This window comes from Pantoea sp. DY-15 (assembly GCF_019795935.1).
Lineage (GTDB): Bacteria > Pseudomonadota > Gammaproteobacteria > Enterobacterales > Enterobacteriaceae > Pantoea > Pantoea leporis.
In genome coordinates this window covers 1571962-1593741 of record NZ_JAIMIF010000001.1, presented here as the reverse complement: position 1 = coordinate 1593741, position 21780 = coordinate 1571962, and the positions used below count along the sequence as shown (strand labels likewise).

At 49.7% G+C, this 21780-nt stretch carries 23 protein-coding genes and 1 pseudogene; 13 read left to right on the top strand and 11 right to left on the bottom strand.

The window, feature by feature from the left end; all coding sequences use genetic code 11:
- Positions 1-112: 112 nt before the first annotated feature.
- From K5Y32_RS07850 to K5Y32_RS07835, 4 genes are all read left to right on the top strand, one after another.
- Positions 113-532: a DUF2787 family protein gene (locus tag K5Y32_RS07850; RefSeq protein WP_222182617.1), complete on the top strand. Its 420-nt coding sequence runs from the start codon at positions 113-115 to the stop codon at positions 530-532.
- A 123-nt stretch (positions 533-655) separates the two neighbouring features.
- A complete protein-coding gene (locus K5Y32_RS07845) occupies positions 656-1117 on the top strand; it encodes a hypothetical protein (RefSeq protein ID WP_222182934.1) in 462 nt (153 codons plus the stop codon).
- Between the two features lies 1 nt (position 1118).
- The gene (radC, locus tag K5Y32_RS07840; protein ID WP_222182615.1) at positions 1119-1571 is read left to right on the top strand and encodes a DNA repair protein RadC; all 453 of its coding nucleotides are present in this window, start codon (positions 1119-1121) and stop codon (positions 1569-1571) included.
- Between the two features lie 46 nt (positions 1572-1617).
- Positions 1618-2547: a site-specific integrase gene (locus tag K5Y32_RS07835; protein WP_222182613.1), complete on the top strand. Its 930-nt coding sequence runs from the start codon at positions 1618-1620 to the stop codon at positions 2545-2547.
- Positions 2548-2569: 22 nt separating this feature from the next.
- Here the strand turns inward: K5Y32_RS07835 and K5Y32_RS07830 are convergent, their stop codons facing one another.
- Complete coding sequence (locus K5Y32_RS07830; RefSeq protein WP_222182611.1) at positions 2570-3055, bottom strand: hypothetical protein; 486 nt, start codon at positions 3053-3055, stop codon at positions 2570-2572.
- A 353-nt stretch (positions 3056-3408) separates the two neighbouring features.
- Here K5Y32_RS07830 and K5Y32_RS07825 point away from each other — a divergent pair, with 353 nt between their 5' ends.
- The 3 genes and pseudogenes from K5Y32_RS07825 to K5Y32_RS07815 form a co-directional block, all read left to right on the top strand.
- Complete coding sequence (locus tag K5Y32_RS07825; protein ID WP_369801864.1) at positions 3409-3618, top strand: helix-turn-helix transcriptional regulator; 210 nt, start codon at positions 3409-3411, stop codon at positions 3616-3618.
- 322 nt (positions 3619-3940) lie between these two features.
- On the top strand, positions 3941-5140 hold the full coding sequence (locus tag K5Y32_RS07820) for a hypothetical protein (protein ID WP_222182609.1): 1200 nt from the start codon (positions 3941-3943) through the stop codon (positions 5138-5140).
- A gap of 428 nt (positions 5141-5568) precedes the next feature.
- Positions 5569-5805, top strand: a pseudogene (locus K5Y32_RS07815) (integrase core domain-containing protein); the annotation flags it as partial.
- Between the two features lie 65 nt (positions 5806-5870).
- Here the strand turns inward: K5Y32_RS07815 and K5Y32_RS07810 are convergent.
- The 6 genes from K5Y32_RS07810 to pth all read right to left on the bottom strand — a co-directional run bounded on the left by K5Y32_RS07810 (position 5871) and on the right by pth (position 12614).
- Positions 5871-6848 (bottom strand): hypothetical protein, encoded by a 978-nt coding sequence (locus K5Y32_RS07810; protein ID WP_222182607.1) that lies wholly within the window; start codon positions 6846-6848, stop codon positions 5871-5873.
- The gene (locus K5Y32_RS07805; RefSeq protein ID WP_222182605.1) at positions 6845-7954 is read right to left on the bottom strand and encodes a DUF3696 domain-containing protein; all 1110 of its coding nucleotides are present in this window, start codon (positions 7952-7954) and stop codon (positions 6845-6847) included. Before K5Y32_RS07805 ends, K5Y32_RS07810 begins: the two co-directional genes overlap by 4 nt.
- Positions 7947-9074 (bottom strand): DUF262 domain-containing protein, encoded by a 1128-nt coding sequence (locus K5Y32_RS07800; RefSeq protein ID WP_222182603.1) that lies wholly within the window; start codon positions 9072-9074, stop codon positions 7947-7949. Before K5Y32_RS07800 ends, K5Y32_RS07805 begins: the two co-directional genes overlap by 8 nt.
- A 346-nt stretch (positions 9075-9420) precedes the next feature.
- Entirely contained in the window at positions 9421-10608 is a 1188-nt protein-coding gene (locus K5Y32_RS07795; protein ID WP_222182601.1) for an integrase arm-type DNA-binding domain-containing protein, read from the bottom strand.
- Positions 10609-10823: 215 nt separating this feature from the next.
- The gene (gene ychF / locus K5Y32_RS07790) at positions 10824-11915 is read right to left on the bottom strand and encodes a redox-regulated ATPase YchF (protein WP_008107633.1); all 1092 of its coding nucleotides are present in this window, start codon (positions 11913-11915) and stop codon (positions 10824-10826) included.
- 111 nt (positions 11916-12026) lie between these two features.
- Complete coding sequence (gene pth, locus K5Y32_RS07785) at positions 12027-12614, bottom strand: aminoacyl-tRNA hydrolase (RefSeq protein ID WP_008107639.1); 588 nt, start codon at positions 12612-12614, stop codon at positions 12027-12029.
- A gap of 257 nt (positions 12615-12871) precedes the next feature.
- Here pth and ychH point away from each other — a divergent pair, with 257 nt between their 5' ends.
- Entirely contained in the window at positions 12872-13147 is a 276-nt protein-coding gene (ychH, locus tag K5Y32_RS07780) for a stress-induced protein YchH (protein WP_061723496.1), read from the top strand.
- Here the strand turns inward: ychH and K5Y32_RS07775 are convergent.
- From K5Y32_RS07775 to lolB, 4 genes are all read right to left on the bottom strand, one after another.
- Entirely contained in the window at positions 13144-14319 is a 1176-nt protein-coding gene (locus K5Y32_RS07775) for a GGDEF domain-containing protein (RefSeq protein ID WP_222182599.1), read from the bottom strand. The genes ychH and K5Y32_RS07775 overlap by 4 nt on opposite strands.
- Positions 14320-14546: 227 nt before the next feature.
- Positions 14547-15494: a ribose-phosphate diphosphokinase gene (prs, locus tag K5Y32_RS07770; protein WP_006118899.1), complete on the bottom strand. Its 948-nt coding sequence runs from the start codon at positions 15492-15494 to the stop codon at positions 14547-14549.
- Between the two features lie 124 nt (positions 15495-15618).
- Positions 15619-16488, bottom strand: a complete 870-nt coding sequence (gene ispE / locus K5Y32_RS07765) for a 4-(cytidine 5'-diphospho)-2-C-methyl-D-erythritol kinase (protein WP_137385973.1) — start codon at positions 16486-16488, stop codon at positions 15619-15621.
- On the bottom strand, positions 16485-17108 hold the full coding sequence (gene lolB / locus K5Y32_RS07760) for a lipoprotein insertase outer membrane protein LolB (protein WP_101764109.1): 624 nt from the start codon (positions 17106-17108) through the stop codon (positions 16485-16487). Before lolB ends, ispE begins: the two co-directional genes overlap by 4 nt.
- 216 nt (positions 17109-17324) lie before the next feature.
- Between lolB and hemA the strand changes: the two genes are divergently transcribed.
- Genes hemA through sirB1 form a run of 5 tightly spaced genes read left to right on the top strand, consistent with a single transcriptional unit; the run spans position 17325 to position 21751 of the window.
- Positions 17325-18581, top strand: a complete 1257-nt coding sequence (gene hemA / locus K5Y32_RS07755; RefSeq protein WP_222182597.1) for a glutamyl-tRNA reductase — start codon at positions 17325-17327, stop codon at positions 18579-18581.
- 41 nt (positions 18582-18622) lie between these two features.
- Complete coding sequence (prfA, locus tag K5Y32_RS07750) at positions 18623-19705, top strand: peptide chain release factor 1 (RefSeq protein ID WP_101764110.1); 1083 nt, start codon at positions 18623-18625, stop codon at positions 19703-19705.
- Positions 19705-20544: a peptide chain release factor N(5)-glutamine methyltransferase gene (prmC, locus tag K5Y32_RS07745; protein ID WP_222182595.1), complete on the top strand. Its 840-nt coding sequence runs from the start codon at positions 19705-19707 to the stop codon at positions 20542-20544. The genes prfA and prmC overlap by 1 nt, the downstream gene beginning before the upstream one ends.
- Before the next feature lie 2 nt (positions 20545-20546).
- The gene (locus K5Y32_RS07740) at positions 20547-20945 is read left to right on the top strand and encodes a SirB2 family protein (protein WP_101764112.1); all 399 of its coding nucleotides are present in this window, start codon (positions 20547-20549) and stop codon (positions 20943-20945) included.
- Positions 20942-21751, top strand: a complete 810-nt coding sequence (gene sirB1 / locus K5Y32_RS07735) for an invasion regulator SirB1 (protein WP_222182593.1) — start codon at positions 20942-20944, stop codon at positions 21749-21751. The genes K5Y32_RS07740 and sirB1 overlap by 4 nt, the downstream gene beginning before the upstream one ends.
- Positions 21752-21780: the final 29 nt, after the last annotated feature.

Sequence of the window (21780 nt, the reverse complement as noted above, 5' to 3'; positions counted from 1 at the left end):
CATTCTATACCCCTTCTGTTGGGAGGACGCTTATCATCTAAGCGTTCAAAATGGGGATAGTGGATTGCAATATAGTTATTAACCCAATATATATTTACCGGAATAAACACGCATGAATATTATCCGTCAGGAAGGACTTTCTCTGCCCGTAAGTCAGGATTTAATTAATGTTATATTTTATGAAATATCCAGGAGGCCACCCGTCAGTCCCAATGTTCGGGCAGTCACTTTATTATTCAAAGATGTCAATTACAGTGCTGAAAGCGGTGGTTACCATCCTGTAGAGATAAGACTGACGTCCAGAAACGATGAATGGTATTTCGATTACATCGCCGACTTAAAATATATGGGGCTATACCCTGAGCTTGAAAAAGATATTGATTTTAGCTGGAGCCAGCGTTATGTATTCCAGTCTTTTGTTGGTGATTTACATCCAGGAGAAGGGCGCGACATTTTTGAGCTATGGCAGCGTAACTTTGTCCACTATCACTTTCTGAAGGTCTACTCTCTCACCCTCAGTTGGGAAAGCTAATCTCACCACACTGATTAATCATTAAATACAACGGAGAAATTATCTGTGACTGCAAACAGAGGGATACGTGCGTCTCAACAGGGAGAACTGGACAGTCTTTGCGGCGCATATTGCTTGATTAATATGTTGAGCTGGTTATACGACGGGAAGGTTAAGCGACGCCCACTAATGAATCGGCTTACTCAGGCTTATCAGCAACGTTGGCCTTTAAATGAATGGCTAACCAAAGGAATTGAGGAAGATCGCCTCGACTGGCTGATGGCTCAGGTTTTGCAGAAAGGCCATTACAGCCGTCAGTTCCCGGTTAAAATAACCAAACCCTTTGCTGGAAAGAAGGGGCTGGCAGACGGACGACTTTTCAGGGAAATGCAGCGTTTTCTGGACGTCACTGACCATTCGCGCCTCATCCTTCTCAGCGATCAGTTTCACTGGTCACTTCTGATGAAAATGGACGAGGAAACTCTCTGGTTCTTCGACAGTAACGGGCGCACCACTATGCCACGTAAAGTCTTCTCACTGCGCACTGGTCTGACTCGCCGCCAGCTATTTGCAGATGCTATCTATTTTATTGAACGGGAGTTCTGACATGACGATGTTTACCACTCGTGAAAGCCGCATCCTTGATCAGGCGTGCCAAATTATCAGCAGGTATTATCAGCATGGCGTTCAGTTATCGTGTCCTGATGATGTCAGACGGTGCGTAATGGTTGAGTTGGCACCGCTTGAACATGAAGAGTTTGGCATCATCCTACTCAATAACCAGAATCAGCTATTACATCGGGAAACTTTGTTCAGGGGCACATTGAATACGGTCAGCGTTCACCCCCGCGAAGTGATCAAGCTTGTGCTGAAACACAACGCCGCTGCCGCTATTCTCGTTCACAACCACCCCAGCGGCGAGCCAGAACCCAGCCGAAGTGATATCAATTTGACTAAAAAGCTAAAGGGGCTGCTGGAGATGCTGGACGTGCGGTTGTTAGATCACTTTATCGTTGCTGGCGCTGAAACAGTATCGATGGCTGAACGAGGGCTTGTATGATGCGAGCAGTTACTTGGTTTAATGTACGTTATCACGGGTTAAACGCATGAGCAGGAGTGCGTTGCGTCAGATCGTGCCGGTGGTGCAAACCACAGTGTTTGAAGCATATATCAGCGGTCTGGTGCCATCGGGTCGGCGGGGTATCACCAGCTTGTTAAACCGCAGCGCCAGCATACTTAAACGCGATGCGGATGCAGATAACTACCCATGGGAGCAACTTAACTTCGCCGCTGTTGCTAAAGTACGAGCGGCACTGCTGGATGACGGTTACGCCGTGTCGTCGGTGAACATGGCGCTGTCAGCACTTCGGGGCGTTGCGCAGACGGCTTTTAACCTGAACTGCATGAATGCCGAAACGCTGACACGTATCCGGTCAGTTAAACGCGTGAGCGGCGATATCCAGCGCAAAGGAAGGGCGTTAGACAAGTCGGAAATCCGGGCACTGATTCAGGCCGCAAAGCAGCATCCGCAACCAGTACGGCGCTGCCGTGATGTTGCCATTGTACTTATACTCTGCGGAACAGGCCTGCGGGCCGGGGAACTGGTTAAACTTAAGCGCCGGGACTATGACAACGGCATCCTGACGGTGAGGCAGGGGAAAGGGCGGAGATACCGCGAAATCCATGTTGCGGCAGCGATAGATAAAGCCATCCGTGCGTGGCTGAAAATCAGCGCAAACGAAGCTGAAAACGCTCTGTTCAGCCGTATTCAGCGCAACGGGAAGACCTCCACCCAACCTCTGACAACGACCGGCTTAACGGGTATTCTGGCGGAATTACAGCACACGTCAGGCATTGTGCGTTTCACTCCGCACGACATGCGGCGCACCTTCATCACCCGTTTACTGGAGCAGGGCGTGGATATCAACACCGTACGCCAGCTGGCAGGCCATAGAGATATATCAACGACAACTCGCTATGACTTACGTAACAAAGCCAAGTTAGGTAATGCAAGTAAGTCTCTAAGTATTTATTAAAAGATGCATGCAATAAAGTCCTTTAATTGTTTTTGCTTTCTTGCGCTTTTACTGCCTTTATTATGGCTCTGGCATTTGAGCACTTTATGACGTGCTTTTCTGTCCACACTGTAGATATAAATCGAATGCCTGTGTTTCCTTCAGGGAAATGAGGCAGAGGAATATCTTCTTCATTTAATTTTCGTGCAATGCCTCCATTGCTTACCCCTTCAAATGCCTCAGTCCAAATTCGCTCGTAAATATCAATAAGCTTTTCCGAAGACTCATGTTCATGTTCTAAAATGTTATCAAGGTAGTATTTATTAATTAATTCATCAATGGCATAGCTGTTTCTTTCAGTGTCATTTTTTTGGTTGCGGCTATTTGCTGTGCGCTTAACTATTTCATTAAGGTGCTCAAGAGTAGTGCTATTTAAATAAATTGTTTTTCGATTTCCTTCCTTTTTAAGTTTTTCACGGCGAATTTGTTGTCTTTCCGCATCAGACTTAGCTCGACTCTCTTTTTTCATATCACCTTTACCTCATGAAGTTTTATATCACTTTATGGTTTTCTTGAGGATTGTCAATATCTACTCCCCCCTTGATAGTCAATGGAAGCTTCAATCCGCTTCACACAAATATATGATGAGAACATTGTGACCGTCACGTTGGCGTTTTCATATATTGTAATGTGTAGGTCACAGATTTCAATGTGTGTCGTCACTGTTACCTGAAAGAGACTGAATTTGATTTTAGTGATGGTCACGATGAGTGGTTATGGTGAAAAAGTTGTTGTGGTCACGTTTTTACGTGCGGCGTGTGTGGTTAATCTATTGAATATTAATAGATAAGTTTGGTTGTAAAAGCCTGTTCGCATCAGCCGATGCGTAACCAAAACAGGTGTACCATGACCACAATTCGTATCATCAAAGTCCCGGAAGTTCTTGAACGTTGTGCTATGTCCAGGGCTTCGCTCTACAGAATGCTCCAGCGTAATGAGTTTCCTCGTCAGATCCGTATAGGTATCCGTTCGGTAGGCTTCTACGAGCATGAAGTTAATCAATGGTTGGCTGAGCGCATACGCGTCAAGTAATTGGGGCTTATAACATCAGTCAAGTTACACAGCTCAGCACAGCTTCAGAACTAACTTAAGCTCCAGATAGATGAATAACGTGATAGCTGTGATCGCCAGCTAATCAGCTTGGTATGTTTCATACGTGTAGCAATGTGGGTGGACGTATTACTCTCGCCATATAATCCAGGGTGAGTATGCGTATCTAATCTGGTTGGGTAACTATTGGAAACTATGCTTGTATCGCTATCTCATAAATTGTATGTGAGTAAGTTAATCCTATTATCAACGCGATAAACAGGTTTGAAGCTGCGCTGAGCATTAGACTCAAATCGGAGTTTATATGCTTAATGTTAAGAATATTAAAATGAATAAAGGGATACCCGTTGGTCAAACTCATGGTCGTTATCGTATGACTATGCATATTGATTGGCTAACACTTGTCTCTGATTATAAAAGCGATAAAGAAAAGGATATTTTCGAAGCGGGTTTTCTGCTTCTGGAAAATAAATTAAAGGAGGAGTATAAGGTTACGCGCAGGAATATGGAAAAGCGGAGTGGGAAAAAACCTCCGTATAAGAATGGTCTTCACATTTCGGAGTGTGGTACTGGTTCGCCCAAATTGTTATCAATCTATACATCTCCACGGTTTAAAAAGGTAGGAGGAATTAGTATTCAGATCCATCCTCAGCGCACTACAGGACAGGGGATGGATTCTCTATTGAATAAGTTGAATGCCGCACTCGATGGACTGCTATTACCAATATTGTCCCGGTCTTGGATTACACGCGTAGACATTGCGTTAGACATCTATGGGTGCAAGCTTGATGACTATTTCTGGTGGCTAAGCTGGGCTATAGCTTATGAAGATTTCTGTGAACCATATGGGTTGCCAGGGTTGCAGATAGGCAAGAAATCAGCGCTAAGCGTAAATATCTACGAGAAAGTAGACGCTAGCGATTTCAAGATCCAAGGGTTAAAACGTGCCCTTTTCCATGTGTTTGACAAAGACAATTGCGGCAGAGACAGGAAACGCAAAGAGCAGTTGATTGACCTTAAAAAGGAGCAGTGCCCAGGAGTACTGCGTGTTGAGTTTCGCGTTCAGGAAAAGAAGAACGCATACGGTAAATACTCCAAAGCGGGGAAGGTCGTCATGCTAAATAGTCTGAAAAGCATGAAAAATCCACTCCGCCGTCTTAAGGTGTATGAACGTGCATTAATGTCTGACATGTTCAATGAGTGGTACAAAGTTGGGCGGCCTGACACTAACAGTAGCAAGGGGCTAGTTAATCTCCTTAATCGTGATACAGGAGGACGCTTAGGTCGGGCTGCTGAACGTATTTTTGAGCGGAGGGAAGTAGAGTTATTTAATGCAAATGAGGTATGGAGCAGTTGGTCCGCTTGTGTTGACGCTATGGGAGAAATATTGGCTGGCCTTACTGGAAAGAACCCCGCAAGTGATGAGGAAAAATCACAAGCCAAGATTGAGCGGAAAAAACGAAGGTTATCTGGCGATCGTTCCCGGCGTGAGCGTAGGCGTTAGATAACAATAATGGCGGTCATAGGGCCGCCATCTACCAATATTTAAGTTATTAGCCCTTTTAGTTCAAGCGGCAGCTATCAGCCAAGAGCTAACCCTATACGTCTTTTGGGCATCTTTTTGCGAACTGTTGAATTTAGCTGCTTACCTCAATAATGGTAAGTGATATTTGTTCTGTCAATATAATTACAATTTATAAAAAAATTGTCACGGAATCATATTTTCGCTGAATCTTCAGAAGGGATAATTTGAACGGGGCATGGGGTTGTTCTTGTTGGTTTCTGGAGTTTGATGCTGGAGAAATAAAGAGCTTCATCACTGAAATATGCTCCTTACGGGGCATAGGATGTAGGGTAAGGTAAGGATTAAACACACAGACACAGGACACTAGGCTTTAAATGGTATTAGTCACGACTTGAACTGACACACTGACTAACGGTATCTGCGAGCGGTTCCATAAAACAATCTTAAATGAGTTTTATCAGGTAGTGTTCCGCAAAAATTTATATGGCTATCGCGATACATTACAGTCAAATCTTGATAAATGGCTGGTTCACTATAATAATGAGTGAACCCATCAGGGAAAAATGTGTTGTGGCCGAACGCCGATGGAAACATTACTTGATGGAAAACACATCTGGGCTAAGAGGAATTTAAACCAGATGTAATCTGACAGATACCTGTATAAATAACCGGTAACTGTCAGATCAGGTCTGAGCTAATACACTTAAATTCATAAAGTTAAATGCGGCCCTAAATACACCACATATATCCGCTTATTTAGTGCGTCAGCATAAAAATGTAGGCGGTAACCGTCAGTCAGTTTTACATGATTCTCGCAATAGACCTTCCGTCCATCATCTAACCAAAACATGCGCTCATTCTTCTTTTTTGGATCATTATTTACACTTTCAGATTCACCGCTAACTTCAGCTGCCAACCCCAAACCTCTCAAATACTCATGATGGTAATCTACATACTCACCTGAAAGCCATCTCCCACTAAATGACTCCATCACATTTAGCGCATCTCGCGCCTTGAACAAGACATCTTGCCTAGCAGACCAACATTGCAGACTTGTACCAATTTGATTTGACAATAAAGTGAGATGAGGAAAAAAATCTTCTCTTTTAAACCAGATATCCTTAGCGGAACTTAACAGCGCATTACGACGTTGTTTGAGTTCATCAGCATGCACATCCAAGCTCGCAGAATCACTAAGATTTAAAAGCGTTTCATCCCTTTGATCTGGTGTTGCATCAAGCTCGAAAACCCATACATTAAAATGGCTATTAGCCCAAGAGGCCAAAGCCGTAAAACTGGCAAGAAAAGTTTCAAAATAGAACGCGGCTAATAGCACCGACTTACCTGATTCTTCCCCTGGCAAGCCAACTTCTAATACATCACTTACACTTTCAATATCCACGATTTCAAAGAGAGGCTGTTTCGTTTCAAGAGACTTAAGAAATCGGCACCAATCCGCAAGCTCCGCAACTTTTCTTGCAGAGGCAAGCCAACTGCGCACAAAGTATCCGTTAGTCAGCTCCAGCCCCATTAGCGACTTGTCTTGATCTTCATCGACTAGTAAAACTTTCAGCCCAGCAGTTCGGCAAACCTTAAGCACAGTAAAAAAAGCCATTAGTCCTTCATCTGCATCCTCTTTGTTGGCAAATGGCAAAGAGTGATGGTTCAACACAATTCCATTATTCATAACAGATGATCCAGCTCCTTATCCCATTGGTCAAAGAAGCCTTCCGGCCAGCAATCTATTCGTCCCTCATCATCAATATTGGGGTACATGACTTCAGAGGCGTGAATGGAGTTATGAACATCTCGCTGCAAGAAAAAGACTTTGACATCGTCAGCTGCAACCACTTTCTGCTTAACCGCAACCCGTATACCGTTGAGAAAATGATCAGAATGAGATTCAACGATTAATTGAACGCCATTATTGGCAGCAATGGAACACAATCTACCCATCAAGGACTGCCCAGCGGGGTGCAAGTGTGACTCAGGATTTTCAATAATCAGCAAATCACCTTTTGCTGCACTTAGTATACTGGCTACAACAGGTAACACATAACTTAATCCAAACCCCACATTCTGTGGTTTAAAATCTTCGGTAGTGTCTTTACCTTGGTTGAAAGAGTAACTAAGGCTCGCCGAATTAAACTGAGGCTGCGCCACTGCTTTGATTTTCAACCCGGGCGTAATATCCGACATCCATGCTTCAATATTAGAAAGTAGAGTTCCTGAAACAGCCTTTTGATGGCGTAACGCTTCTATTTCTAAGTCTTTAGCGCCATTAACCGCGATAAAATGAACCGCAAATTCACCATGATGGCCAAGCGATTTTAAATCACGAATATGAAACTCAGACAACTGGTGATGACTTTGCGGACCTAACCTGTCAGCACATAAATACTGAAAATTAGAGTTAAATAAGCTTAGCGATTCTGAATCACCATCAATACCCGATGTACGCAGCGGCAGTAGATCTGAGTCATGTTGATAGTCAAACTCAAACCGTGTTGGCTGTTCTTTTTCTAGCCATTTAATGGTAAAAATAATCTTTTCTTGTTCACTAAAACTAGAGAGAGCGTCTTTACCCGTACCGATATTGACATAATCACCATTTAACAGCAACCCCTTGTTTTTAAGAGTGTTGCGTTCATAAGACTGCCTTAAAAGCAACAAGCTTTGCATAAGCGTTGATTTTCCCATGCCATTAAGGCCTGAGAATAGATTCAGAGTACCCAGTGGAAAACTAGCATTTAACAAGGTTTTAAAGTTACGGATATTAATAAACTCAATCATTAAGCATCTCTTTAATCAACGCATTGACTTTTTCGTAGCGTATTTCCACATGCTCTTTTCGCTGAGTGGAATAGCTAATAACATTAATAAACTCAGCATCTTCCAATAACGTCTGTACCTTGTTTTGAAACTCGGATTGATTATAAACTAAGCGGCCAAACTCGTTTTCAGTTAATTTCACCAGCATAACCATCCAGACTTCAAATAGTGTTGCATTTTTTGACCGTCTTCTTGATGAAGGATTTTTTTCAAACCCTTTTTCTCCCAACAGCTGGAGACAGCGCTCAATCGCAGTTAAATACCTATCTTGAAACTCTGCACGGTAGACATCATCGCCTTTTTTGATGTCTTCCATGGCTTTATCTAAAAACGAGGAAATTTCCTTTTTGTTTTTAGGGTCTAAATAATCAAAGCGGTAGAATGCCCAGAATCGCAATACCAGTTCCTGATCCTTCATACGTTTGGAAAGGTCACCTAGCATTGCTTTCGAGCATTCTGAATTGGCTAACTCTTCGAGCAATTCTCTGTCTCGTGGCTTAGCGAGCGCATTACGGATCTCTTGATTATTGAGCGTTAAGCCGCCTGTATTGATCCGGCGAAACACCGAATACTTAACATCCTCAGGCGTACCTGGCTTAATCATATACACAGTAACAGGGCATTCTTCAATACGGCGCTGATATTGACGATGCAATTTATCGAAGGTTTTACCATTAAGTTCCGTTAAGAATTCCAGCCCATTAAGGCGAAGCTTTTTATCTAACACAAACTTGCGAATCGTAGATAATCGCTGTAAACCATCTACAATTAGCCAATTATTTTCATCGGACGCATCAAAGTAGAAAGCCGGTAACGGGAACCGAATCAAAATGGATTCGATTAACCGGCTCATCTTGCGGTTGTCCCATAACTCAGCATGACGCTGAAAATCAGTATTCATGTCGATCTCATTGTGCTGAATTCGCTTAATCAAGGCATCCAACGACTTCGGCTCAACGACGATATCAATATCGGTCGGATTGAAAGGGTGCATCACCTCATCAAGCAGTTCCGGCTCTTCCTCTTCCGTACTTGGCGCAACCAATTCTTCATCAAGCTCGGTTTCTTGATAATCAACCATGTGCTTCCCCTTTTATTAATCGTGTCTTACCCGTAGCAACACTTACATCATACCTTGTTTGATTCAGCGGATTCTACCTAGCTACTACCGCTCTTGGCACCAAGCAGCCCAAGGCATCAACCTAGGCTGCTATGAGCGAGTAGCGTAAGTTCGCAACTCCAACAACTACATGGCTAATATTGAGGTGCCTTCATCAACGGTGAGCAGGTCAATCTTATAACCTGAACTTCATGTGCAGCTCAATTTTATAGCACTCGCGCGTAACTCCTCCTATCATGCCATTATGATTAATCTCAATGAGATGGAGTTTCCTTGCATGAAAGGATCGGAATGGAACAAGTGGGATCTACACCTGCACAGCCCGATTGACCTGCTCCCATTTGTCCAACATATCAGCCCATTCCTGCATCATCACTTTACGCTCATCAAGATAAGTTGCATGGTTGTATGTGCGACGAACATTGTTGGTATCAGCGTGCGCAAGTTGGGCCTCAATAGCATCAGGTCGATAGCCCATTTCGTTTAAGCGGGTACTTCCTGTGGTTCGGGTTGCATGAGGGCTATATGTTCCGCTCCAGCCGAGGCTTTTAAGTAACTGTCGCAGAGAGTGAGATGTCATTGGACCTAGCGGATTATCTCTGCCCGGGAAAAGGTGCGGCCGATGCCCGGTCAATCCCTGTAGTGTTCTGAGCATTTTGACTGCTTGGGAGGGCAGGGGAATAACGTGTTCTCTGCGAGCTTTCATGCGCGAAGCCGGAATGGTCCATAGTGCATCATCAAGATCGAATTCGGCCCATTCTGCTTCGGTGACTTCGGCAGGACGCGCCAGCGTCCACCACATTAGCCACATGCAATAGTTTACTTGGTATGTTCCGCGAGTGTTGTCAAAACAGCCTAATAACTTACCGATTTGCTGCGGGGACAGTGCCTTTTTGTGCTGCGTTTTATTTGCCGGAATCGCCTTACGTACTGGCCAAACAGGATCGCTATCTGCTCTGAGTGTCGCTACTGCTAGTTCAAAAACCGATGAAATGGTGCGGCGGACTTCAGCGGCAACGGACGGAGCGCCGCGCTTAGCTGTTTCCTGAAGAATTTTTAGAATGTGGTGCGGGGTTATTTCCCTGACAGGGAGCTTACCTATTGCGGGAAAAACCACACGTTTAAGCATATCTAGTCGCCGCGTTTTGGTGATTTCGGCCCAGTCTTTCATCTGCAACCACTCTTTAGCGACTAGCTCAAAGGTGTTGGATGCGTCATTGACCTTACGGATTTTATCTAACTGGCGAGCCTGAGTAGGGCTAACTCCATTGGCGACTTGTTTACGCGCTTGCTCACATTTCTCGCGAGCTTCGGCAAGTTTAACCGTAGGGTACTCACCCAGCGCAAACATGCTGGATTTACCGTTAAGTTTAAACCGATAGCGCCACGCCTTTTTGCCGTTAGGTTTGATTTCGAGATATAACCCATTGAAATCATTGAGGCGGTAGAGCTTTTCTTTCGCTTTTGCTGTGCGGCATTGAGTATCAGTAAGCATAACGATTCCTTGTATGTTTATTAAACCGTTATTGTACTCACTTAAAATGAAGATGGAAGTTTGGCGTACTCACCTACGTACTCAATTTTTACTGCGCTGTTATGAAACCATGTGAGACATTATGAAATAAAAAATCCACGCAAGTGCGTGGATTTAATGAGTTTTTATGAAACTCATGAGATTCAATGAAACCTCATGAGACAGCAGATTTTATTTTAGACGTTGAACAAGAAGTTCATCACATCGCCATCTTTTACAATGTACTCTTTACCTTCTGAGCGCATTTTACCGGCTTCTTTCGCGCCTTGTTCGCCTTTAAACGCAACGAAATCTTCAAACGCGATGGTCTGAGCGCGGATAAAGCCTTTCTCGAAGTCGGTATGGATTTTACCCGCCGCCTGTGGCGCGGTGGCGCCGACAGGAATGGTCCATGCACGCACTTCTTTCACGCCTGCGGTGAAGTAGGTTTGCAGGTTGAGCAGCGCATAACCGGCGCGGATCACGCGGTTCAGGCCCGGCTCTTCCAGACCCAGTTCAGCCATGAACTCGTCGCGTTCGTCATCTTCCAGCTCAGCGATATCAGACTCAACGGCAGCACACACTGGCACCACCACCGAACCTTCGGCTTCGGCAATCGCACGCACCTGATCGAGGTACGGATTGTTTTCGAAACCGTCTTCGTTGACGTTAGCGATGTACATGGTTGGCTTCAGCGTCAGGAAGCTGAGGTAGCGGATGGCCGCTTTCTCGTCAGCATCCAGATTCAGTGCGCGCAGCATGCCCGCTTCTGACAGATGTGGCAGGCACTTCTCCAGCGCAGCCAGCTCGGCTTTCGCATCTTTGTCGCCGCCTTTGGCTTTCTTCTGGCAACGCTGAATCGCACGTTCGCAGGTGTCGAGATCCGACAGCGCCAGCTCGGTGTTGATCACGTCAATATCTTCCGCCGGGTTAACTTTACCCGCAACGTGGATGATGTTGTCGTTTTCAAAGCAGCGCACCACGTGACCGATGGCTTCGGTTTCACGGATGTTGGTCAGGAACTGGTTGCCCAGGCCTTCACCTTTGGACGCGCCTTTCACCAGACCGGCGATATCGACGAATTCCATGGTGGTGGGTACGACGCGCTGTGGCTTAACAATCTCGCTCAGCTGATCGAGGCGCAGATCGGGCATTGGTACCACACCGGTGTTTGGTTCGATGGTGCAGAACGGAAAGTTGGCTGCTTCGATACCCGCTTTAGTCAGCGCGTTGAACAGGGTGGATTTACCGACGTTCGGCAGGCCCACAATACCGCATTTAAATCCCATGGTCTGATTACCTTTCTCACTGAGTGCGCAGCGCTGTTCAATAGCGCCGACAGATTCAAAAAATTTCGCGCATTATACACAGAATTGCCTTCTGCGGCTCGGGAATTGGCCTTAGCCCGCCTTGAACGCGTGCAGGCGGTTCATCGCCTTAATCTTATCTTCTTTCAGCCACAGTTCGGTGCAGCGCACCGCTTCGTCTACGGCATCATCAATCAGCTTTTGTTCGCTGGCTGGCGGCTTACCCAGCACGAAACCGGTCACTTTATTGCGGTCGCCAGGATGACCAATACCCACGCGTAAACGGTGAAAATTATTGTTGTTGCCCAGCTTGCTGATGATGTCTTTCAGGCCGTTATGGCCGCCGTGGCCGCCACCTTGCTTGAATTTCGCCACGCCCGGCGGTAAATCCAACTCATCGTGCGCTACCAAAATCTCTTCTGGCGCAATGCGATAAAAAGTCGCCATCGCCGCCACCGCTTTGCCGCTGAGATTCATAAAAGTGGTGGGCACCAGCAGGCGCACATCTTCTCCCGCCAGCGACAGGCGCGCGGTGTAGCCATAAAACTTTGGCTCGTCTTTTAAGGACTGATTGTTGCGGCTCGCCAGTAAATCGACATACCAGGCGCCAGCGTTATGGCGGGTTGCGGCGTATTCAGCGCCGGGATTGGCCAGCCCCACAATCAGTTTAATGCTGCTCACGATGTTTATCCTGTCTTACTGCGGAAAGGGCGATAGTTTACTGCCTGGTGGCACGGATGACAAAGGCCGCGCGCCACAGATAATGTCTCTACGTGACTAATCATTTTCTATCGAAATCAAGGCGCTGGCGGTAAAGATTTGTCAAAGGTTGTGAAGGATATGTGATCCTGTACGCAACTTAAGCGGCAGGTATTGCCTAAGCTTATGGCTAGTTAACCATACGTGCTGTTTTGCTTTTAAAAGGATGGAGGTGGATCATGAAACGTCAAAATTGCCGCTTTGTAGGTAACGGTTTGATGTGTTTGGGTTTACTGACGATGGTATTAGGCGTCGGCTATTCCATTATCAACCAGCTTCCTTCACTCAACCTGCCGCAATTCCTTGCGCACGGTGCGATGTTCAGCATCTTCGTTGGCGCTTTACTGTGGCTGGTGGGCGCGCGCGTCAGCGGACGTGAGCGCGTGGAAGATCGTTATTACTGGTTACGTCATTACGGCGATAAGCGTTGCCGTCGCAATCACTCATCACATTAAGTGAGTACGGTTTGCTGCAGCGGCTGTAACTGCGCGAGATAACGTTCGATGCGGTTACGGCCGCTGGCTTTTGCGCGGTACAACGCTTCATCGGCCAGCGCCAGCAACAGCGGGAAGGGTTCGCCAGGCTGCAGCGCGGTGGCATAACCGATGCTGACGGTATAACGCACGTCGTTAGGTTGCGACAGCTGTGTCGCCAAACGGATACGTTCACATACCCGCTGCGCCTGCTCGGCATCGCCGGGAATGATCGCAGCAAACTCCTCGCCACCCAAACGGGCAAAATGTCCACTCTCCGGCATCAACGCCTGCACCACCTGACAAAAATCGATTAACACTTGATCGCCTTGCTGATGGCCGAAACGGTCATTGATGCTTTTAAAATGGTCCAGATCGAACAGCACCGCGCTATAGACAAAGTGTTGTGACTGTCGCGCGCTGCGCAATAACATTTTATCGGCCTGCTCGAATAGCGCGCGGCGGTTCCACACGCTGGTGAGCGGATCGTGCATTGATGCCAGTTTATGGGCGATTTGCGTGCGTTCGTTGACCATCGCCAGAATGGTGAAACTCAGGCCAATAACAAACAGGATCGATTCAAGAATCACATACACCGAGAAGCTGGAACCGCCAATCGCACCGCGCACCGGCGTCGCCACCGCATCGTCCAGAAAGATACGCGCCACGTGAAACAGCAAATGGATCCATAGCAGGATTTGCGCCGGCCAGAAGGTGACGGTCAACGACGCGCGCACGCGCCACAGCAAGCGGATTAGCGCGCCGGTATAGATGATGCACAGCAGGCAAACCACCAGCACGCGCTTCGGCTGGCTATGATAAAACGCGGGGAACAGGCACAAAATCGCCCACAACAAACCGCCGCCTAACCAGCTGAGGCCAATCGCGTTACCGCAGAAGATGCGGAAGGCATTGAGCAGATTGCCATAAGCCAGCAACAGCATGACGTTGCCGACCGCGACCGGTAAAAAATGGAATCCCGCACTGCGTAAGCTGCTCAGGAACACCGCCGCCAGGGTTAAAACCAGCGCCAGCGTGGTGCAGCCCAATACGCGATCATACTGCGCACCGACCCAGGCAAAAATCAAAATGATACTCAAAAACCCCAGCACAAAGAGCTCGCAAACAAACAGTGTGTAGAGGTCGAGAGTCATAGTGGTCGGAGCTCTTAAAAAAGTGGGGAAGAAAATACCATTAATTATTGGAGCGCTAAAGGGCGGCAATGCGAGTTGATGGAAAAGAGTGGATGGCAGCGATAATAGCGAGATTTAACGAAATTTATCGCGCAAATATCAATGGGGAAAGTGGCTTAATCGGTGAGTCAGATTGAGGGCAGGGTGCAAAGAAAAACCGGGCACGAGGCCCGGTTTCACGCGATGAATTAATGCTCAAACATCGCGGAGATTGATTCTTCGTTGCTGATACGACGAATCGCTTCGGCCAACATGCCAGACAGCGTCAGAGTACGCACGTTTGGCAGAGATTTCATCTCTTCAGACAGCGGAATGGTATCGCAGACAATCACCTGGTCAATCACCGACTTACGCAGGTTTTCCACCGCGTTGCCGGAGAAGATTGGGTGAGTAGCGTAAGCGAAAACACGTTTCGCGCCGCGCTCTTTCAACGCTTCAGCCGCTTTGCACAGCGTACCGCCGGTGTCGATCATATCGTCGACCAGTACACAGTCACGACCCGCAACGTCACCAATTATGTGCATCACCTGAGAAACGTTCGCGCGCGGGCGGCGTTTGTCGATGATAGCCATATCGGTATCGTTGAGCAGTTTGGCGATGGCGCGGGCACGCACTACGCCACCGATGTCTGGGGAAACTACAATGGGATTTTCCAGGCCAATTTGCAGCATATCTTCCAGCAGGATTGGGCTGCCGAAGACGTTATCCACCGGGACATCAAAGAAGCCCTGAATCTGTTCAGCATGCAGGTCAACGGTGAGAACACGGTCAACGCCCACGCTAGAAAGGAAATCGGCAACCACTTTGGCGGTGATCGGTACACGAGCAGAACGCACACGGCGGTCCTGACGCGCATAGCCAAAGTAAGGAATGACAGCAGTAATACGACCAGCAGAAGCCCGACGCAAGGCGTCGACCATCACAACCAGCTCCATCAGATTATCGTTGGTGGGGGCACAGGTGGACTGGATGATGAAAATATCACCACCGCGTACATTTTCGTTAATCTGTACACTTACTTCACCATCACTGAAACGGCCAACAGCGGCGTCTCCGAGGCTAGTGTAAAGGCGGTTGGCAATACGTTGTGCTAGTTCCGGGGTGGCGTTACCAGCAAATAGCTTCATATCAGGCACGAGAAGAACCTCAGGCTTGGCGTCCAGAGAATGAACGGCTCTAGAGTAACCGGCGAATACCAAAGAGCATGTTCATACGGGTGTGTTAATGCGCAACATGCAGTGTCTGGAACGGGTGACACTGTCACGTAGACGCTTTTAGCCCAGAAAGTGTGCGCTGTAACGGCGAGAGGTTAAGCCCGCGCGCCACAAATCCGCAAATCCATTTCGGGGCAAGCTCCAGCACCTGACGTGCGTCGGATTCGGTGTCAAATTCAGCAAACACACAAGCTCCGGTCCCAGTCAGGCGCGACGGCGCGTATTCTAGCAGCCAGGAAAGCAGCTCATCAACCTTACGAAAACGTTTTCTTGCCACAGCCTCACAATCATTGTGAAAAGGACGCTGTAACAGTTCATCTAATGTGCGGATTGGTGAATCGCGCGTCAGTTCGGGATCGCGGAACAGATCAGGCGTCGCGATGCTCACGCCTGGATGCGCCACCAGATACCATTTTTCTGCCGGTTCAGCCGGCTGCAATAGTTCGCCCACGCCTTCTGCAAAGGCCGCGTGACCTCCAATAAACACTGGCACATCCGCGCCCAGTTTGATGCCAATCGTCGACAGCTCGGTAACGCTTAATCCGGTTTGCCACAGATGATTCAGCGCCACTAACACCGTTGCCGCATCTGAAGAGCCGCCGCCAAGCCCGCCGCCCATCGGCAAAACCTTCTCCAGCGCGATGCTGGCACCGGCCTGCGCGGGCAAGGTGCCACGCGCAGCGGCAACGGTTTTTAACGCCTGCGCAGCACGCACAATCAGGTTCTCGTCATCCGGCACGCCAGTCAGCGGCGTCAGCAGCGTTATCTTGCCGCTGCTGTCCGGTGTGATTTCCAGCGTGTCACCGTAATCGAGGAACTGAAACAGCGTTTGCAGATTGTGGTAGCCGTCAGCACGACGGCCAGTGATATACAGGAACAGATTCAGTTTTGCTGGCGCGGGCCACGTGGTGATCATTGAGTGGTCCAGCTATCCATGCGTAATTTAATGCGCTGACCGCCTTCAGACAGCTCCAGATTCGCCGGCAGCGGCGGATTCACTTTGCTGTCGTAATCAGAAATGTTCACTTTCCACTGCTGACCGTTGCGGCTGTAGTTGAGGCTTTGCAGCTGGTAATTGTTATTCAGCTGATAATCGCTGGCATCGCCCGGCAAGCCCATCATCCACTGACGCAGATTGGCGAGCGGGATATCCATGCCGGTAAGCTGTGAAATCATCTTCTCGGCATCGTTACTCACGTAGCGCTTGCCTTTGTTATCCACGATCTGCACCACGGAACCTTGCGCATCCAACTGCAATTCGGTGCTGCCCAGCGGATTGGTCAGCAGCAGGCGATAGCGATCCGCAGCGGTTTGCTGCCAGTTAAAGCGTGCATACACTTTTTGCTTATCCGACAGGTAAGCGAACGCACCGCGCGTCTGATACTGGCTGATTTTCGCCACGGCTTGCTGATGCTGCTGCCATTGCGGTGATGTGGTGCTTGGGCCCGGACCTTGTGGTTTGTTAATGGTACATGCAGCCAGTAACACGCTGGCAAGGGGTAAAAGGCGCAGTAACTTGCGCGGGGGCAAATGCATCACGTGGTCATCTCCTCAGACACGTTTTTACTTCGTAACAGGTAACGCTAACCATCCGCATGTAAGCCGTCAATGCTGTTATGGCAATAATTGCGCACGATCAGTTTAATCTTATTACTGTCATAGGCTTTGTATGGCTTTTCTTGACCTGTGGCATCTTGTAGAATGCGCTGCACAAAACCCTGACAACACTTGGGATATCCCAACCCGAATCACATGACGCTGCTTGCACTCGGAATCAACCACAAAACTGCACCTGTTGCGCTACGCGAACGCGTTGCGTTTACACCAGACACGCTGGAACTGGCGCTGAATAGCCTGCTGTCCCAGCCGATGGTGCAGAGCGGCGTGGTCCTCTCGACCTGCAACCGTACGGAACTCTACCTCAGTGTAGAGCAGCAAGCCGACCTGCAGGAGAAGCTGGTGCGTTGGCTGTGTGACTATCACGATCTGCGTGAAGAGGATGTGCGCAACAGCCTCTACTGGCATCAGGATAACGCGGCGGTCAGCCATCTGATGCGCGTGGCCAGCGGGCTGGATTCACTGGTGTTGGGTGAACCACAGATTTTAGGTCAGGTTAAAAAAGCTTTTGTTGATTCGTCACGCGACCACGCGCTGAGCAGTGAACTGGAGCGCATGTTCCAGAAAACCTTCTCGGTGGCCAAGCGTGTGCGCACCGAAACCGAGATTGGCGCCAGCGCCGTATCGGTCGCCTTCGCTGCCTGTTCACTGGCGCGTCAAATTTTTGAATCTCTCAGCACCGTTAACGTGCTGCTGGTCGGCGCTGGTGAAACCATCGAGTTAGTGGCGCGTCATCTGCGTGAACACTCCGTCAAGAAGCTGATGATCGCCAACCGCACCCGCGAACGCGCACAGCTGCTGGCCGATGAAGTGGGGGCAGAAGTGATTGGCCTCGGCGATATCGAAACCCGTCTGGCCGATGCCGACATCATTATCTCTTCCACCGCCAGCCCGCTGCCGATTATCGGTAAAGGGATGGTGGAGCGCGCGCTGAAAGCGCGTCGCAATCAGCCGATGCTGCTGGTGGATATCGCCGTACCGCGCGATGTCGAGCCGGAAGTGGGCAAGCTGGCGAACGCCTATCTCTACAGCGTTGATGATCTGCAAGCGATCATCGAGCAGAACATGGCGCAGCGCAAAGCCGCCGCCGTGCAGGCTGAAAGCATTGTGGTGCAGGAGAGCGGCGAATTTATGGCCTGGCTGCGCGCGCAAAGCGCGGTTGAGACCATCCGTGAATACCGTTCGCAGGCCGGTCAGGTGCGCGCCGAGTTACAGGAACGCGCGCTGGCCGCGCTGCAGCAGGGCGCTGACGCCGAAAAAGTGCTGCAGGAACTGGCACACAAGCTGACCAACCGTTTAATTCATGCACCAACCAAATCACTGCAGCAGGCCGCGCGCGACGGCGACAGCGAACGCCTGCAGATCTTACGTGACAGCCTCGGTTTAGAGTAATCTGGTCAGTCACGACCTATCACTGGGATACCCGCTATTACATGAAGAGCTCTATTGTTGCCAAGCTGGAAGCGCTCCAGGAACGCCACGAGGAAGTGGAAGCGTTGCTGGGCGATGCCGGCGTGATTGCCGATCAGGATCGTTTCCGTGCGTTATCACGCGAATATGCCCAGCTTAGCGACGTCACCCGTTGTTTCCGCGAATGGCAGCAGGTGCAGGAAGACGTTGAAACTGCCGAAATGATGCTGGAAGACCCGGAAATGCGCGAGATGGCGCAGGAAGAATTAAAGCTGTCACGCGAGAAGCGTGAAGCGCTGGAACAACAGCTGCAAGTGCTGCTGCTGCCGAAAGATCCCGACGATGAACGTTCGTGCTTTGTCGAAGTGCGCGCCGGAACCGGCGGTGATGAAGCGGCGATTTTTGCCGGCGATCTGTTCCGTATGTACAGCCGTTACGCCGAAGCGCGTCGCTGGCAGGTTGAGATCATCAGCGCCAACGAAGGTGAGCACGGCGGCTATAAAGAAGTGATCGCCCGCATCATCGGCGATGGCGCGTATGGCCGCTTTAAGTTTGAATCGGGCGGCCATCGCGTACAGCGCGTGCCAGAAACCGAATCGCAGGGCCGTATTCACACCTCGGCTTGTACCGTTGCGGTCATGCCGGAACTTCCCGAAGCGGAAATGCCGGAAATCAACGCCGGCGATTTGAAAATCGACACCTTCCGTTCTTCCGGTGCCGGTGGTCAGCACGTTAACACCACCGATTCCGCGATTCGTATCACCCACTTGCCAACTGGCATTGTGGTGGAGTGTCAGGACGAACGTTCACAGCACAAAAACAAAGCCAAAGCGTTGGCGGTGTTGGGTGCGCGTATTCACGCGGCGGAAACGGCAAAGCGTAATGCCGCTGAAGCTTCGACGCGTCGTAACCTGCTCGGCAGCGGCGACCGTTCGGATCGTAACCGCACCTACAACTTCCCGCAGGGCCGCGTCACCGATCACCGCATCAACCTCACGGTTTACCGTCTCGACGAGGTGATGGAAGGCAAGCTGGATGCGCTGATAGAGCCGATTGTGCAGGAGTATCAAGCCGATCAGCTGGCCGCGCTGGCTGGACAGGATTAATGATCATCCGTCGCTGGCTACAGCAGGCTGTGGTAGCGCTCTGTGGCGGCGACAGCCCGAAGCGCGATGCGGAAATATTGCTGGGTTTTGTGACGGGCAAAGCGCGCAGTTGGCTGATTGCCTTTGACGATGCGGAACTGGACGCGCAGCAGCTGGAACAACTGAATGCGCTGCTGGCGCGCCGCGTCAACGGCGAGCCGATTGCGCATCTGGTCGGCGAGCGTGAATTCTGGTCGCTGCCGTTGCGCGTTAGCGATACCACGCTGATCCCGCGCCCGGATACTGAAGTGCTGGTGGAGCAAGCGCTGGCGCATCTGCCGGCCGCCGCGACGTCTCTGTTGGATTTAGGCACCGGCACCGGCGCGATTGCGCTGGCGCTGGCCAGCGAACGGCCAGGCTGCCAGGTTATCGGCTGCGATCGCATCGCGGCGGCGGTGGAACTGGCGCAGGACAATGCGCAGCGTCTGCACATTGATAACGCCCGCTTCATCCTCAGCAACTGGTTTAACGATCTTCCCGCCCAACGTTTTGATCTGATTGTCAGCAATCCGCCCTATATTGATGCCGCCGATGAACATCTGCAGCAGGGCGACGTGCGCTTTGAACCGCGCAGCGCGCTGGTGGCGGACGATCAGGGTTTGGCCGATTTACGTTTTATCATTCACACCGCACCGCACTGGCTGCACGCTGGCGGCTGGCTGCTGCTGGAACATGGCTGGCAGCAAGGTGATGCCGTGCGCGCCATCATGACGCAGCACGGTTATCAGGCGGTGAGCACCGTTGACGATTACGGCGGTAATCCGCGCGTCACACTAGGACAATTTTTTAATAAGGAATAACGATGGCGAGCTGGTATCCCCTGATTAAACATTTTCACTTGCTGACCGTCGCGCTGACGATTTGTCTGTTTTTGCTGCGCTTCTACTGGCAAACCACCGGCTCAGCGATGCTGCAACGCCGCTGGGTGCGCATTGCGCCGCACGTTAACGACACTTTTTTGCTGTTAAGCGGTGCGCTGCTGGTGATGATTACGCATTTTTATCCGTTCACACCGCAAGGAAGCTGGCTGACGGAGAAGCTGTTAGCGGTTATTATCTACATCGCCTTAGGTTCCGTGGCATTGAGCCGTCGCCCACGTAAAATGGGGACACGTTGGATCGCCTTCCTGATTGCAATCGTAGCGTTGCTGTTTGTGATTAAGCTGGCGATGACCAAAATGCCGTTATTGGGGATTGTATGACCTCGCCAGAGCAACTCGATTACAGTGAAACACCGTTGAGTGAAGCGGTGATTGGCGCCACATGCGCCATACGCAATGATTTTTCCGCGCCTTCGGTGCAACAACAGTTGGCGGCGCTGGTAGATGAAGCCCGTGAGTTCATCAGCAGCGAACAGGACGCCGATTTGCAGCTGGGTAAGCTGCTGGAGCTGTTCTATCGTCAGTGGGGATTTGGCGGCGCCAGCGGCGTGTACAATCTCTCCGACGCGCTGTGGATCGACAAAGTCTTGAAGAGCCGTCAGGGCACTGCGGTGTCGCTGGGCGTGATTCTGCTGCACATCGCCGATGAGCTGGAATTACCGCTGATGCCGGTGATATTCCCGACCCAGCTGATTCTGCGTGCCGACTGGTTAGATGGCGAAATGTGGCTGATAAACCCGTTCAACGGTGAAACGCTGGATACGCATACGCTGGAAGTGTGGCTCAAAGGCAACATTAGCCCAACCGCCAAGCTGTATAACGACGATCTCGACGAAGCCAAGACCATCAACGTGATGCGCAAGATGCTCGACACCTTGAAATCCGCGCTAATGGATGAGAGGCAGATGGAGCTGGCGCTGAACGTCAGCAAGGTGCTGCTGCAGATCGATCCTGACGATCCTTACGAGATTCGCGACCGTGGTTTGATCTATGCGCAATTAGAGTGTGATCACATCGCGCTGAATGATTTGACCTATTTCGTTGAACAGTGTCCTGAAGATCCGGTCAGCGAGATGATTAAAGTGCAGATTCACGCAATTGAACAGAAACAGGTAACGCTGCACTAAGCGTTACCCGATAAAAGGAAAGGAAAGGG